At 70.1% G+C, this 14,084-nt stretch carries 12 protein-coding genes; 11 read left to right on the top strand and 1 reads right to left on the bottom strand.

Annotation, left to right across the window (positions count from 1 at the left end; genetic code table 11):
* Positions 1–41: 41 nt before the first annotated feature.
* Genes efeU through efeB form a run of 3 tightly spaced genes read left to right on the top strand, consistent with a single transcriptional unit; the run spans position 42 to position 4,031 of the window.
* On the top strand, positions 42–1,586 hold the full coding sequence (gene efeU, locus AB0F44_RS18475) for an iron uptake transporter permease EfeU (protein WP_357357842.1): 1,545 nt from the start codon (positions 42–44) through the stop codon (positions 1,584–1,586).
* Positions 1,576–2,781: an iron uptake system protein EfeO gene (gene efeO, locus AB0F44_RS18470; RefSeq protein WP_357357840.1), complete on the top strand. Its 1,206-nt coding sequence runs from the start codon at positions 1,576–1,578 to the stop codon at positions 2,779–2,781. The genes efeU and efeO overlap by 11 nt, the downstream gene beginning before the upstream one ends.
* Entirely contained in the window at positions 2,781–4,031 is a 1,251-nt protein-coding gene (gene efeB, locus AB0F44_RS18465) for an iron uptake transporter deferrochelatase/peroxidase subunit (protein ID WP_357357838.1), read from the top strand. Before efeO ends, efeB begins: the two co-directional genes overlap by 1 nt.
* 108 nt (positions 4,032–4,139) lie before the next feature.
* Here efeB and AB0F44_RS18460 read toward each other — a convergent pair whose 3' ends face one another.
* Entirely contained in the window at positions 4,140–4,709 is a 570-nt protein-coding gene (locus AB0F44_RS18460; protein ID WP_357357836.1) for a class I SAM-dependent methyltransferase, read from the bottom strand.
* A gap of 267 nt (positions 4,710–4,976) precedes the next feature.
* Between AB0F44_RS18460 and AB0F44_RS18455 the strand changes: the two genes are divergently transcribed.
* From AB0F44_RS18455 to AB0F44_RS18420, 8 genes are all read left to right on the top strand, one after another.
* Positions 4,977–5,147: a hypothetical protein gene (locus AB0F44_RS18455; RefSeq protein ID WP_350663840.1), complete on the top strand. Its 171-nt coding sequence runs from the start codon at positions 4,977–4,979 to the stop codon at positions 5,145–5,147.
* A 9-nt stretch (positions 5,148–5,156) separates the two neighbouring features.
* Positions 5,157–6,212 carry a 3-isopropylmalate dehydrogenase gene (locus AB0F44_RS18450; protein WP_357357834.1) on the top strand — a complete coding sequence of 352 codons (1,056 nt, stop codon included), beginning with the start codon at positions 5,157–5,159 and terminating at the stop codon, positions 6,210–6,212.
* A gap of 113 nt (positions 6,213–6,325) precedes the next feature.
* On the top strand, positions 6,326–7,411 hold the full coding sequence (locus AB0F44_RS18445; RefSeq protein ID WP_357357832.1) for a branched-chain amino acid aminotransferase: 1,086 nt from the start codon (positions 6,326–6,328) through the stop codon (positions 7,409–7,411).
* A gap of 169 nt (positions 7,412–7,580) precedes the next feature.
* On the top strand, positions 7,581–9,086 hold the full coding sequence (locus AB0F44_RS18440; RefSeq protein WP_357357830.1) for a serine/threonine-protein kinase: 1,506 nt from the start codon (positions 7,581–7,583) through the stop codon (positions 9,084–9,086).
* Between the two features lie 152 nt (positions 9,087–9,238).
* Entirely contained in the window at positions 9,239–10,849 is a 1,611-nt protein-coding gene (gene cimA / locus AB0F44_RS18435; protein ID WP_357357828.1) for a citramalate synthase, read from the top strand.
* Between the two features lie 64 nt (positions 10,850–10,913).
* Complete coding sequence (locus tag AB0F44_RS18430) at positions 10,914–11,453, top strand: NAD(P)H-dependent oxidoreductase (protein ID WP_357357826.1); 540 nt, start codon at positions 10,914–10,916, stop codon at positions 11,451–11,453.
* 104 nt (positions 11,454–11,557) lie between these two features.
* Entirely contained in the window at positions 11,558–12,517 is a 960-nt protein-coding gene (locus AB0F44_RS18425) for a GNAT family N-acetyltransferase (protein WP_357357824.1), read from the top strand.
* A gap of 9 nt (positions 12,518–12,526) precedes the next feature.
* Positions 12,527–13,933 carry an amidase gene (locus AB0F44_RS18420; protein WP_357357822.1) on the top strand — a complete coding sequence of 469 codons (1,407 nt, stop codon included), beginning with the start codon at positions 12,527–12,529 and terminating at the stop codon, positions 13,931–13,933.
* Positions 13,934–14,084 lie beyond the last annotated feature (151 nt).

Here is a 14,084-nt window from a genome sequence, read left to right as displayed (position 1 = left end):
CGGCCTACAAGGTGAGGCTTACCTAACGTTACGCTGCCGGAATGCTGCCAACGTTCGTCATCGGCCTGCGCGAGGGGCTCGAGGCTGCGCTGATCGTGTCGATCATCGCCACCTTCCTGCGTCGCAACCGCGCGCCGCTGCGGGGGCTGTGGGTGGGCGTCGGCGCCGGCATCGGGCTGAGCATCGCCGTCGGGGTCGCGCTGCGGCTCCTCGAGCAGGCGCTGCCGCAGCGGCAGCAGGAGATGCTCGAGTGCGTGATCGGCGTGATCGCGATCGTCTTCGTGACCGGGATGATCCGCTGGATGCACGCCCACGCCCGCACGTTGAAGGGCGACCTCGAGCAGGCGGCCGCCGCGGCGCTGGGCGCGGGCACGATGACCGCGATGGCGCTGATGGGCTTCCTGGCGGTGCTGCGCGAAGGCTTCGAGACCTCGGTCTTCCTGCTCGCCACGATCCAGAACGCCACCAGCGCGCCCGCCGCGATCCTCGGCGCGCTGCTCGGGCTGGCCATCGCCGTCGGGCTCGGCTGGGGGATCTACGCCGGCGGGCTGCGGCTCAACCTGAGGATGTTCTTCCAGGTCACCGGCGTGTTCCTGGTCTTCGTCGCGGCCGGGCTGGTGATGTTCGCGCTGCGTACCGGACACGAGGCGGGCTGGGTGACCGTCGGCCAGGGCCCCACCGTCGACCTGTCCTGGTTGATCCCGAACGGCTCGGTCCGCTCGGCGGTGATCACCGGGATCCTCGGCGTCCCTGCCGACCCGCGGGTGATCGAGGTGCTCGGCTGGATCGCCTACCTGGTGCCGATGCTCGCGATGCTGCTCCTGCCCGCCCGCCTGCGCCCGGGCACCGCGCTCGCGCGACGGCTGCGGATCGGCGGCGCAGTCGCCGCCGTGGCCGCCGCTGCCGCGCTCTTCGTCCTCGTGCCGCTGCCGAGCGTCGACGTGCCCCGCGAGGCGCCGCTGGCCGACGGACGTACGGCAGTGTTGGCCGTCGCCGGCGACCGAGCGACCCTGACGGTGGGCGAGGAGAAGATCGAGCTCGCCGACCCAAGCGACCACACCGGCAACGCGGACACCGCCTGGCACGGGGAGGGCTCCGGCGACCTGCCGGCCACCCTCACCGCCCAGGACCTGCTCACCTACACCGGCAACAGGGTCCCGGTCGGGCTCAATCTCGCCACCGCCCCGGGCCCCTACGAGGCCCGCTGGACCGACACCACCCGTCACACGGTGCTGAGCCGTGACGAGGGTCTGGTCGACGTACGCACCACCGGCAAGCTCGTGGTCACGATCGAAGGCGGCGGCCTGACCTCGCCGCGCACCTTCACCGTCGACGGCGCCGCGCTGCAGGTCGAGGAGACGTACGCGACGGAGCTGTCCGCGACGATCGCCGACGCGGACCACGTCGCCCACGACCGGTTGCTGTGGAAGCACTGGGTGCCGGTCGCCCTCATCGTCCTCGCCGGACTGCTGCTGTGGCAGTCCCGGCGCAGGCCCGGCCGCGGCACCGAACCGCGCGCCGCCAACGACCCCGGCCGCGAAGGCAGCCAGGAGTCATCAGTGGAAGGAACCACCCATGTCGCGTAAGGCGATCTCCGTTGCAGCACTCACCGCGCTGTGCCTGACCGGGCTGGCCGCCTGCGGCAGCGACGCCGACGACTCGGCCGCCCCGAAGAAGAAGGGCGCCGGCCAGGTCGCGGTCAAGCTGGTCAGCGGCTCCGACGGTGACGTCTGCGAGCTCGACACCGACACCGCCGCCGCCGGACCGGTGACCTTCACGGTCGTCAACGAGTCGGCGGCCGGCGTCACCGAGGTCGAGCTGATGGATGGCCAGAAGATCCTCGGTGAGAAGGAGAACCTCGCCCCGGGTCTGCCCGAGGTGTCCTTCACGCTCACCCTCGGCGGTGGCGACTACGAGGTCTACTGTCCGGGCGCCGCCGAGGAGCGGATCCCCTTCGAGGTCACCGGCGAGGCCGCGGCCGCGCCGACCGGCGACGCCGCCGAGCTGCTCGCCGCCGGGGCCGAGGACTACACCACCTACGTACGCACCCAGATCGACGCCATGGTCGTCGGAGTCCAGAAGCTGCAGGAGGCCGTCGACTCCGGTGACGTCGCCGCCGCGCAGCAGGCGTACGCCGACTCCCGCCCGTTCTACGAGAAGATCGAGTCCGACGTCGAGGGCTTCGTTATGGAGGGCTTCGACCCGACCGACAACAAGGGCAACCTCGACTATCTGATCGACATGCGCGCCTCCAACCTCGACGAGGCGGTCGGCTGGAGCGGCTTCCACGCCGTCGAGCGCGACCTGTTCGAGGCGAAGAAGATCACCGACCAGACCAAGAAGTACGCCGCCGACCTGGTCACCAACGTCACCAAGCTCGCCGAGGTGGGCAAGACCCTGGAGTTCAAGCCCGAGGACCTCGCCAACGGGGCCGCCGCGCTGCTCGAGGAGGTCCAGTCGGGCAAGATCACCGGCGAGGAGGAGGCCTACAGCCACATCGACCTCGTCGACTTCGCCAACAACGTCGAGGGTGCCCAGCAGGCGTACGCCGCCCTCCGGCCGGGCCTGGAGAAGGTCGACGCCGAGCTGGTCAAGACCATCGACGAGCGGTTCACCGCGGTGACCGATGACCTCGAGGGCTACAAGGACCCCGAGGCCCTGGGCGGCTACCAGCCCTACACCGCCGAGCTGAAGGCCTCCGACGGCAAGAAGCTCTCCGCGACCGTGCAGTCGCTGCAGGACGTGCTCGGGCGCCTGGCGGAGAAGGCAGCGACGGCCTGATGGCCACCGAGGGCAAGGGCCTGTCCCGGCGCCGGCTCATCGCCGGCGCCGGGGGTGGCGCCGCGGCCGGTGCGGCGGTCGGCTTCCTCGGCGGTCGCGTCGCCTCGCCCGCCGAGGCGGCGGCCTCCGACGGGCTCGACCTCGGCAAGGCTTACGACTTCTACACCGGCGACCACCAGGTCGGCATCGCCACACCTCCGCAGCGGCACCTGGTCTTCATGTCCCTCGACGTCGTCGAGGGCACCACGGCCGAGCAGCTGAAGGTGCTCTTCGCGCGCTGGTCGGCGGCCATGGCGACGATGATGAAGGGCAACCCGGTCGGGTCCGTCGAGCCCTCGCGGAGCAACGGGGTGCCGCAGGACACGGGGGAGGCGTACGACCTCTCGCCGGCCTCGCTGACCGTCACCCTCGGTCTCGGGCCCGGGCTCTTCGACGACCGCTTCGGGCTGGCCAGACGTGGCCCGAAGCTGCTCGCCGAGATCCCGCGGCTGCCCTCCGACGAGCTCAAGCCCGAGCTGTGCGGCGGCGACCTGGCGCTGCAGGCGTGCGCGGACGATCCGCAGGTGGCGTACCACGCGATCCGCGACCTGGTCCGGATCGGGCGCGGCCTGGTCACCACCCGCTGGACCGTGCTCGGCTTCGGTCGCGCCTCGGCCGGCAAGGGTCAGAAGACGCCGCGCAACCTGATGGGCCTCAAGGACGGGACCCGCAACATCAAGACCGAGGACGAGCTCGACGAGTTCGTCTGGGTCACCGACCCGGACGAGCCGGCGTGGATGCAGGGCGGCAGCTACCTGGTCACCCGCAAGATCAACATGGACATCGAGGTCTGGGACGGCACCACCATCGACACCCAGCACCTCACCATCGGCCGGGACAAGGCCGAAGGTGCGCCGCTGGGCGGGAAGAAGGAGTTCGACACCCCGGACTTCAAGGCCGTACGCGACGGGGAGCCCGTCATCGACCCGACCTCCCACGTCGCCCTGGCCGCCTCGGAGAACAACGGGGGAGCGAAGATGCTGCGCCGCGGCTACAACTTCACCGACGGGCTCAACTCGCTGGGCCAGCTCGACGCCGGTCTCTTCTTCATCGCCTTCCAGAAGGACCCCGCGACCTTCGTGGACCTGCAGCGCAAACTCGGACGCGTCGACCTGCTCAACGAGTACATCGCCCACGTGGGGTCGGCGATCTTCGCCGTCCCGCGCGCGCCGAAGTCAGGCCACTACCTGGCCGAGGAACTCTTCGCCTGAGGGGTGTCCTCCGTCAAGGGATGCAACCGAAGGCGCACATCCCGTGTGGAACTCCGCATGGGATGTGCGCCTTGACCTGCATACCTTGATGAAGGAACGCGCAGCCGCTCAGCGCTTGGTGGCGAGCAGCACGCTGGTGTCGGCGGCGACCATGACCTCGACGGTGGTGAAGCGCTCGTCGGTGAGCCAGGACTCGCGCAGGCTGTCGACGCGGCCGTAGACGATCGGCGGCCACAGGTCGGTGGGGATGAGGTCGTCGATGACGACGATGCCGCCCTCCTCGACCAGGTCGGAGAGCTGGTCGGGGGAGACCCCGCCGGGGGTCTCGGCGTCGAGGAAGAGCAGCGCGAACGGGCCACGGTCGCGCAGGATGCCCCAGTCGGCGGCGATGACCTCGACCTGCGCGTCGTCGGCGAAGATCTCGGCGGCCTCCTTGGCGAGGTGCTCGTCGAGCTCGGCGGAGACGATCTGGGCGGCCTCGCCGCGTACGCCGCTTCGCAGCCAGGCGGTGCCGACTCCGCACCCGGTGCCGAACTCCGCCATCGTGCCGCTCCGGGTGGCCGCCAGAGTCGCCAGCAGCCGCCCGGTCTCGTTGCGGCAGAACGACACATAGCCCGCGCGACGGGAGACGTCGAAGGCGCGGGTCACGATGTCCGGAAGCTCTGGGGGTGCACTCACAAGGCCAGTCTTCCCGATAACGCGTGTGAGCGCGCGCACGGGTGTCTCGGATGGCGGACCATTCGTCCAGATCTGCTCTCTCGAGGCGTCTTCCGGGTTAACGTCAGATCACCATGCGGAGCATTTTTCTCGTACTCGAGTGCCGCGACGGGGCCCGGCGGTAACGACCGCAGGAGAAGCCACCTCGTCGCGGTGGCTTCCGTCTTCTAAAGACCCCGGCTTCTCTCCCACACCCTCTGATTACCCGAAGTGTGAAGGAAGAAGCCCATGTACGCGATGTACCCCGAGAGCCCTGCCGACCACAACAAGTGGAGCCGTGAGTGGGGCCCGGCGAGCCACGACCCCGACAACCCGCACAGCGTCGAGAACACCATCGCCGCGGTGCAGCAGGCGCTCGACCTGCGGGACAACGGCGGCCAGCTGCCCGACGACAACTAGTCTCGCCGTATGTCTACGACCAACCTCGCAGTGATCCCCGGCGACGGCATCGGACCGGAGGTGACCGCCGAGGCGCTGAAGGTGCTCGAGATCGCCTCTCCGGTGAAGTTCGAGCAGACCCGCTACGACCTCGGCGCCGAGCGCTATCTCGCCACTGGTGAGGTGCTTCCCGAGTCCGTTCTCGCCGAGATCAAGGAGCAGGACGCGATCCTGCTCGGCGCGATCGGCGGCAAGCCGAACGACCCGAACCTGCCTCCCGGCATCCTGGAGCGCGGGCTGCTGCTCAAGCTCCGCTTCGAGCTCGACCACTACGTCAACCTGCGCCCGTCGCGACTCTTCCCGGGGGCGACCTCCCCGCTGTCTCCGGCCGTGCTCGACAAGGGCGAGATCGACTTCGTCGTGGTGCGCGAGGGCACCGAGGGGCTCTACGTCGGCAACGGTGGCGCGATGCGGGTCGGAACCCCGCACGAGGTCGCCACCGAGACCTCGATCAACACCGCCTACGGCGTGGAGCGGGTCGTACGCGACGCCTTCGCCCGCGCCCAGGCCCGCCCGCGCAAGAAGCTGACCCTGGTCCACAAGACCAACGTGCTCGTCAACGCCGGCTCGCTGTGGTGGCGGATCACCCAGCAGGTCGCCGAGGAGTTCCCCGACGTCACCGTGGACTACCTCCACATCGACGCGGTGATGATCTTCCTCGCGACCGATCCGGCCCGCTTCGACGTGATCGTCACCGACAACATCTTCGGCGACATCATCACCGACCTCGCCGCTGCCATCACCGGCGGCATCGGCCTGGCCGCCTCCGGCAACATCAACTCCTCCCGGGAGTTCCCCTCGATGTTCGAGCCCGTCCACGGCTCCGCCCCCGACATCGCCGGCCAGCAGAAGGCGGACCCCACCGCGGCCATCCTGTCCGGGGCCCTTCTGCTCGAGCACCTCGGCCACCCCGAGGCTGCCGCGACCATCGACGCCGCCGTGCTCGCCGACCTCTCCGAGCGCGGTTCCGAGCCACGTACGACCTCCGAGGTCGGCGACGCGATCGCCGCCCGCGTAACCAGCTAGACGCTCAACCCACGAAGGGCCGGGCGCAGGAGAATCTGCGCCCGGCCCTTCGTCTGCGCCCATCACTTACCCCGCCCGCATTAGCACAGCATCCGAAGAACAGGACTAATCTCATGGTCATGGAGATCAGCACCACATTGTCGACCCAACCGGCCACCGACAAGCAGCTCGCGGAGGTACTGGCGAACCCAGGCTTCGGCAACCATTTCACCGATCACATGCTCACCGTCGAGTGGACGCCCGAACAGGGCTGGCACAACGGTCGCATCGAGGCGTACGCACCTCTCAGCCTGGACCCGTCGGCAGCCGTGCTGCACTACGCCCAGGAGATCTTCGAGGGGATGAAGGCCTACCGGCACGCAGACGGCTCTATCTGGTCGTTCCGGCCCGAGGCCAACGCCGCCCGGATGGCCCGCTCCAGTGAGCGGCTCGCGCTGCCCATCCTCGAGATCGAGGACTTCGTGCAGACCGTCTTCGACCTGGTCAAGGTCGACCAGCGCTGGGTGCCCGAGGCCTCGGAGAGCGATGAGAAGAGCCTCTACCTGCGGCCCTTCATGTTCGCCTCGGAGTCGTTCCTCGGCGTGCGCCCGGCCCAGCACGTGACCTACATGGTCATCGCCTCGCCCGCCGGCTCCTACTTCAAGGGTGGCGTGAAGCCGGTGCGGATCTGGCTCACCGAGGACTACACCCGCGCCGGCCGTGGCGGCATGGGCGCGGCCAAGACCGGTGGCAACTACGCCTCCTCACTGGTCGCCCAGGCCGAGGCCTCGGCCAACGGCTGCGACCAGGTGGTGTTCCTGGACGCGCAGGAGGGGAAGTACGTCGAGGAGCTCGGCGGCATGAACCTCTACTTCGTCCACGCCGACGGCCGGATCGTCACCCCCGAGACCGGCACGATCCTCGAGGGCATCACCCGCGCCTCCATCATCGAGCTCGCGGGCAAGCTCGGCTACACCGTCGAGGAGCGCAAGTTCGCCATCGACGAGTGGAAGGCCGGCGTCGAGTCCGGCGAGATCACCGAGGTCTTCGCCTGCGGCACCGCCGCCGTCGTCACCCCGGTCGGTGAGCTCGTCTACAACGGTGGCTCCATCGCCTCCGCCGGCGACGGCGAGGTCTGGAAGACCATCCGCAAGCAGCTCGTCGACATCCAGTTCGGCCGGGCCGAGGACACCTTCGGCTGGATGCGCAAGATCGTCTGACGCCGAGACGTCGGCCGCGTCGGCCGACACGTCACGTACGCAGGCCGAGGCGTCACTCCCGCGAATCGACATGGCAGATCGGTGCCATGTCGGCCGACGGGAGCGACGCCTCGGCCGACGGAGCTGACGCCTGGGCGGGGTGTCGTCTGCGGCGGATAAGGTTTGTCTCGTGACGACAGCCCCTCGCCGTCTCCCGGCGACCCAACGGGACACCGTTGGCGACTACGACCTGCTCTCCCTGCTGGGGCAGGGCGGGATGGGACGGGTCCACCTGGCCAGCCACCGCACGAGCGGTGAGCGGGTGGCGCTGAAGGTGCTGCGTACCCAGTTCGTGGGCGACGAGGAGGGCCGCCATCGGCTCGCGCGCGAGGTCTCCTCGCTGCAGCGGGTGCGGAGCCGGTGGGTGGCCGGCGTCGTCGGTGCCGACCCGTGGGGTGAGGTGCCGTGGCTGGCGACCCGCTACGTGCCGGGGCCGACGCTGCACGACAAGATCATCAACGAGGGCGTGCTCTCGCGTGACGAGGTCGAGCAGCTGGCCAGCGACCTGGCCGAGGGGATTGCCGACTGCCACGCCGTCGGCGTCCTGCACCGCGACGTCAAGCCGGCCAACATCATCATGGAAGGGCGTACGCCGATCCTGATCGACTTCGGGCTGGCCCGCGTCGCGGACGACCCGAAGATCACGGTGACCGGCCTGCTGATCGGCACGCCCGGATACCTGCCGCCCGAGATCGCCGTCGGCGACCCGGCGACCCCGGCCTCGGACGTGCACTCGTGGGCCTCCGTGGTGGCGTACGCCGCGACCGGCCGCCCGCCCTTCGGCGAGGGCAACTCGATGAAGCTGATGGACCGCGCCCGGCGCGGTGAGCACGACCTGGAGGGGGTCCCGCAGCCGCTGCGCGGGCTGCTCGGCCAGGCACTCTCGCCCGACCCCGCCGACCGCCCGACGCTGGACGAGGTGCGCGAGTGGCTGCGTACGCCGCGCCGACCGTTCGTGCACAAGCCGGTCGAGCAGCTCTCGCTGAGCGACCGGGCCGAGCGCGAGAAGGCCACCACCCCGGCCGCACCGTTCATCCCTGCGCCTCAGCTCAAGCCACGCCAGGACACCGGCCTGGAGAAGCTGCGCCGCGGGGCCATCTGGCTCGGTCTGCTCGCCTTCGCCGTCGGCCTGACCGCCGCGTTGCCGAGCATCGGATTCTGGACCGTGCTCGGCGCGGCGTGGCTGATCCGTGCCGGCACACTGGCCGCCGGCGATCTGCGCCGCTGGCGCTGGTATCGCGGCCGCAAGTGGCATGACGCGCCCCGGCTCCTGATCGGCGCGCCCTGGCGGCTGGTCCGTTCGCTCCCGAAGACGTTCGTCGTCGGGGTGTGGGGCTACGGGTTCGTGGTGGCGGCGGTGCTGATCGGCTTCGCCCTGCAGCTCTCCCTCGAAGCGGCGCTGGGGTTCGCCGGCGTGGCGTTCGTCATCGCGCTGTGGACCGGCTCCGGGCGCGACCGGCTGCGTGACCCGGTGACCAAGGCGGTCCACCGGATCTCGGCGCGCTGGGTGCCGTGGATCCTCGGGTTCGCGGTGGTCATCACCCTGGCGCTCTTCCCGATCCAGACCCTTGCCGACGAGGGCTCGCAGTTCTCCGGCGGCGACGAGCCGTGGTGGGTCGAGCTCCTCGGCTGGTGAGACGCTCGTCCCACGGAGAAAGATTTCGTGGCAGTATCAGGGCTATGACGACGTACGTCATCATCATTCGCTAGCGCGTCGAGCCTTGCCCGACGCGCCACCCTCTCGTTCCCGAGAGGGTTTTTTGTTGCCCAGCCCGAGGACACAGAGCCATGGAATTCCACGTCTACGACACCACCCTGCGCGACGGTGCGCAGCAGGAGGGCCTCAATCTCAGCGTCGCCGACAAGCTCGCGATCGCCCGGCACCTCGACGGCCTGGGCGTGGGGTTCATCGAGGGCGGCTGGCCCGGCGCGAACCCGAAGGACACCGAGTTCTTCAAGCGCGCGGTCTCCGAGCTCGACCTCAAGCACGCGCGGCTGGCGGCGTTCGGGTCGACCCGCCGGGCCGGCGTAAGGGCTGCTGACGACCCCCAGGTGGCCGCGCTCCGCGATTCCGGCGCGTCGGTCGTCACCCTGGTGGCCAAGTCCCACGACCGCCACGTCGAGCTCGCGTTGCGCACCACGCTCGAGGAGAACCTCGCGATGATCCGCGACACGGTCTCCCACCTGCGCGAGGAGGGCCAGCAGGTCTTCCTCGACGCCGAGCACTTCTTCGATGGCTACCGGGCCAACCGCGACTACGCGCTGGAGGTCCTGAAGACCGCCTACGAGGCGGGTGCCGACGTGGTCGCGCTGTGCGACACCAACGGCGGGATGCTGCCGGGCTGGGTGGCCGACGTCGTCCACGATGTCCGCAGCGCGACCCAGGGAGCGGTCGGCATCCACTGTCACAACGACACTGGGTGCGCGGTCGCCAACTCGCTGGCCGCCGTGGACGCCGGCGCGATGCACGTCCAGGGCTGCATCAACGGCTACGGGGAGCGTACGGGCAACGCCGACCTCGTCTCCGTGGTCGCCAACCTGCAGCTGAAGCTGGGCCGCGAGGTGCTGCCGACGGGGCTGCTGGGCGAGGCGACCCGTGTCGCCCACGCGGTGGCCGAGGTGACCAACGTGCCGCCTGCGGGCCGGCAGCCCTACGTGGGTGCCTCCGCGTTCACCCACAAGGCCGGGCTGCACGCCTCCGCGATCAAGGTCGACCCCAACCTCTACCAGCACATGGACCCGGCCGGCGTCGGCAACGACATGCGGCTGCTGGTCTCGGACATGGCCGGCCGGGCCTCGATCGAGCTGAAGGGGCGCGAGCTCGGCTACGACCTCTCCGACGACCGCGACCTGGTGACCCGGGTGACCGAGCGGGTCAAGGAGGCCGAGCAGCGTGGCTACACCTTCGAGGCGGCCGACGCCTCCTTCGAGCTGCTCCTGATCGAGGAGGTCGAGGGCTCGCGGCCGTCCTTCTTCGACGTCGAGTCCTGGCGGGTCATCTCCGAGGCCCGCGGTGGCGGCCCGGAGACGGCGTCGACCACCGAGGCGATCGTGAAGATCCACGCCGACGGCGTACGTCACGTCGAGACCGGCGAGGGCAACGGCCCGGTCAACGCGCTCGACCAGGCGCTGCGGGCCGCGATCACGCGTGCCTTCCCCGTGGTCGCCGACTTCGACCTGATCGACTTCAAGGTGCGGCTCTTCGACCAGGGACACGGCACCGACGCGAGGACGCGGGTCCTGATCGAGACCTCCGACGGCTCGACGTCGTGGACGACGGTCGGGGTCGGGTCGAACGTGATCGAGGCGTCGTGGGAGGCGCTTGTCGACGGGCTCACCTTCGGTCTGCGCCGGCATGTGGGCGAGACCACACCTGCGGAGGCCGCTGTCACGGAATGAATCCCCGGGACGCGGGCGTTGAACACTTCAACATTGAACCTTCCGCGTCCTACGAGGAGAACCCGTGACCGACACCCGTATCGCCGTACTCGTTGGCAGCCTGCGCGCCGACTCCATCAACCGCAAGCTCGCCGAGAAGCTCGTCGCCGAGGCGCCTGAGGGTGTCGTCCTGGAGATCGTCGACGGCCTGGCGGACGTGCCGTTCTTCAACGAGGACCTCGAGGCCGACCCGGGCGAGGCCGTGAGCCAGCTCCGCAAGGTGATCGACGAGGCGGACCGCGTGCTGATCGTGACCCCGGAGTACAACGGCACCATGCCCGCCGTCATCAACAACGCGATTGACTGGCTCTCGCGCCCGTACGCCGCCGGCGTGCTCAAGGGCAAGATCCTCTCGGTCGTCGGCGTCGCCCCCACCCCCTACGGTGCCAAGTGGTCCCACGCCGACGCCGCGCGCTCGGCCGGCATCGGCGGCGCCATCGTCGTCGAGGACGCCATCGTCTCCCAGCCGGTCCACGAGATCGACGTCTTCACCGACGCCGAGGCCCAGGCCCGCTTCCGCGAGGCCGTCGAGAAGCTCGCGGGCTTCGCGCCCGCCGCTGTCTGAGCCCCAACCGGGCAGCACCACGAGGGCAGGTCTCTGCGGGGGAGAGACCTGCCCTTCGTGATTTATCGCGTGCGCTACGGGCGATTGGGCCGTACGTTGCGGGCATGAGTGGACCCGTGAAGCAGCTCCGACTGGTGGTCGAGGCAAAGGACTACGAGCAGGCGGTGGCTTTCTACCGCGACACCCTCGGCCTTCCCGAGCAGGCCGCTTTCTCCGGGCCCGGTGAGGCTCATGTGACGATCCTTGACGCCGGGCTGGCCACGCTCGAGCTCGCCAACTCCGCCCAGCACGCCTACATCGACGAGGTCGAGGTCGGGCAGCCGGCGGCCGGCCACGTCCGAGTCGCGTTCGAGGTCGAGGACTCCGCCGGCGTCGCGTCCCGGCTCGTCGATGGGGGTGCCACGCTCGTCGCGCCACCCACCCGAACCCCGTGGGAATCCCTCAACGCCCGTCTCGACGGGCCGGCCGGTCTGCATCTGAGCGTTTTCCAGGAGCTCGCCGAGCCCGTTCTGGCGCCGGACTATCCGGTCACCACCGAGCGGTTGGCGCTGCGCCCGATCGACGTCGAGCGCGACCTCGACGACCTGCACGCCTACCTCTCGCTCGAGGAGGTCTGCCGCTACATCCCGCCGGTGCCGCGCGACCGCGAGCAGCTGCGAAAGGCGTACGCACCCGAGAGGCGTCTCTCCGTCCTGCGCCGGGAGGGTGAGGTGCTCTGCCTCGCCGTCGAGCACGAGGGCCGGCTGATCGGCGACGTCGTGCTCTTCTGGCACAGCAAGGAGCAGCGGTCCGGCGAGATCGGCTACGCGTTCAACCCCGAGTTCGGCGGCCGCGGCTTCGCCACCGAGACCGCGCGGGCGCTGCTGGGGCTGGCCTTCGACGGGCTCGGCCTGCACCGGGTGACCGCCAGGGTCGACGAGCGCAACACCGCCTCGGCGCGGGTGATCGAGCGGCTCGGGATGCGGAAGGAAGCGGTCGAGCGCGAGGCCGAGTGGTTCAAGGGCGAGTGGACGACACTTGTGCACTACGCGATGCTCGAGGACGAGTGGCGCTCGGGCCACTAGTCTGCAGGGGTGGCCGAGCTTCATGATCTGACCGCCCTGGAACAGGGAGAGCTGCTCCATCGATGCGAGGTGTCCGCGGGCGAGCTCGCCGAGCACTATCTCGACAGGATCGCCCGGCTCGACAACGTCGGTGCCTTCGTCACCGTGGCCGAGGAGCGGATCTCGACCTGCGCTCGTGAGCTCGCGGTCAAGCCGGTCGGCGCCTCGCCGCTGTGGGGCGTACCCACCGCGATCAAGGACCTCAACCTCACCCGTGGGGTGCGTACGACCTTCGGGTCGGCGGCCTTCGCCGACTTCGTACCCGACGTCTCCGACAACGTCACCCTGTCCATCGAGGCGGCCGGGATGATCTCGCTCGGGAAGACCAACACCCCCGAGTTCGGCTCGCCCTGCTACACCGAGCCTGACGTGGCGCCGCCCGCCGTCACCCCCTGGGACCGTACGCGGATCGCCGGTGGCTCCTCCGGCGGCGCCGCCGCGGCGGTCGCCGCCGGGCTCGTGCCGGTCGCGCAGGGCTCCGACGGCGGCGGCTCGATCCGGATCCCGGCCTCGTGCTGCGGACTGGTCGGGCTGAAGCCGACCCGCGGCCGGATCTCCTCGTCGCCGATGTACGGCGACGCTGCCGGGCTCGCCACCGCCGGTCCGATCGCGCGCTCGGTGCGGGACGCGGCGGCCTTCCTCGATGTGCTCGCGGGGCGGCGTACCGGTGATCCCTTCTGGGCTCCCGAGGAGCCGCTTCCGTTCCTGGACGCGTGTGAGCGGCCGCCGGGGCGGCTGCGCATCGCCCGGTTCATCGAGCCGCTGATCGCCGAGACCTCGGTCGACGCAGAGTGTGTCGCAGCCTGGGAGAACGCCTCCTCGCTGCTGGAGTCGCTGGGCCACGAGATCGTCGACATCCCGCGGCCGCTGCCGGTCGAGGCGGTCGCGGTCTTCGAGACGGTCTGGGCCGTCGGGACCGCGATGGCGGTCGTGAATCTCACTCCCGACCAGCGATCTCAGATCCGGCCCCTGACCCGCTGGCTCACCGAGCGGGGAGAGGCGTTCAGCGGCCCGGAGTTCGGGCTGGCGATCGCCGAGCTGCGCCGGTACGCCGCCATGGCACTCGAGGCGCTGGCTCCCTACGACGCCGTCCTCACCCCGACCCTGGCCACCCCGCCGCCCCTGGTCGGCGCGATCCGTGACGACGCCGACCCCGCAGCCGACTTCCAGGCGCAGAAGGAGTTCACCCCCTGGACCTCCGCCTGGAATGTCACCGGCATGCCCGCCATCTCCCTACCCCTCCACTGGACCCCGTCCGGTCTCCCGGTCGGCGTGATGCTCGCCGCCCGCCCGGCCGAGGAATCCCTCCTGCTCTCCCTCTCCGCTCAGATCGAAGACGCCGCCCTCTGGGACCACCGCCTCCCGCCCGGCTGGTGACAGCCGAGACTGCAGAAATGGCGAGCCGAATCTGTAGTTGTGGGTGACGAAGGTCGACCTTCGCTCGGTCTCGGCCGACCTCCTCCTGGGCCAAGCGGTCGACGAGGTGGTCGTGGTCGCCCCGATGACCACCGAGGGTGGCGTACCCGCC

Origin of the sequence: Nocardioides sp. NPDC023903 (genome assembly GCF_040639295.1) — a bacterium.
In the GTDB taxonomy this organism is placed as follows: Bacteria; Actinomycetota; Actinomycetes; order Propionibacteriales; family Nocardioidaceae; genus Nocardioides.
The sequence above is the reverse complement of the archived record's forward strand: the minus strand, read 5'-3'. Positions and strand labels throughout refer to the sequence as shown.

Coding starts and splice junctions, on each gene's coding strand:
- efeU (WP_357357842.1), top strand. CDS start 42: ATGCTGCCAACGTTCGTCATCGGCCTGCGCGAGGGGCTCGAGGCTGCG.
- efeO (WP_357357840.1), top strand. CDS start 1,576: ATGTCGCGTAAGGCGATCTCCGTTGCAGCACTCACCGCGCTGTGCCTG.
- efeB (WP_357357838.1), top strand. CDS start 2,781: ATGGCCACCGAGGGCAAGGGCCTGTCCCGGCGCCGGCTCATCGCCGGC.
- AB0F44_RS18455 (WP_350663840.1), top strand. CDS start 4,977: ATGTACGCGATGTACCCCGAGAGCCCTGCCGACCACAACAAGTGGAGC.
- AB0F44_RS18450 (WP_357357834.1), top strand. CDS start 5,157: ATGTCTACGACCAACCTCGCAGTGATCCCCGGCGACGGCATCGGACCG.
- AB0F44_RS18445 (WP_357357832.1), top strand. CDS start 6,326: ATGGTCATGGAGATCAGCACCACATTGTCGACCCAACCGGCCACCGAC.
- cimA (WP_357357828.1), top strand. CDS start 9,239: ATGGAATTCCACGTCTACGACACCACCCTGCGCGACGGTGCGCAGCAG.
- AB0F44_RS18425 (WP_357357824.1), top strand. CDS start 11,558: ATGAGTGGACCCGTGAAGCAGCTCCGACTGGTGGTCGAGGCAAAGGAC.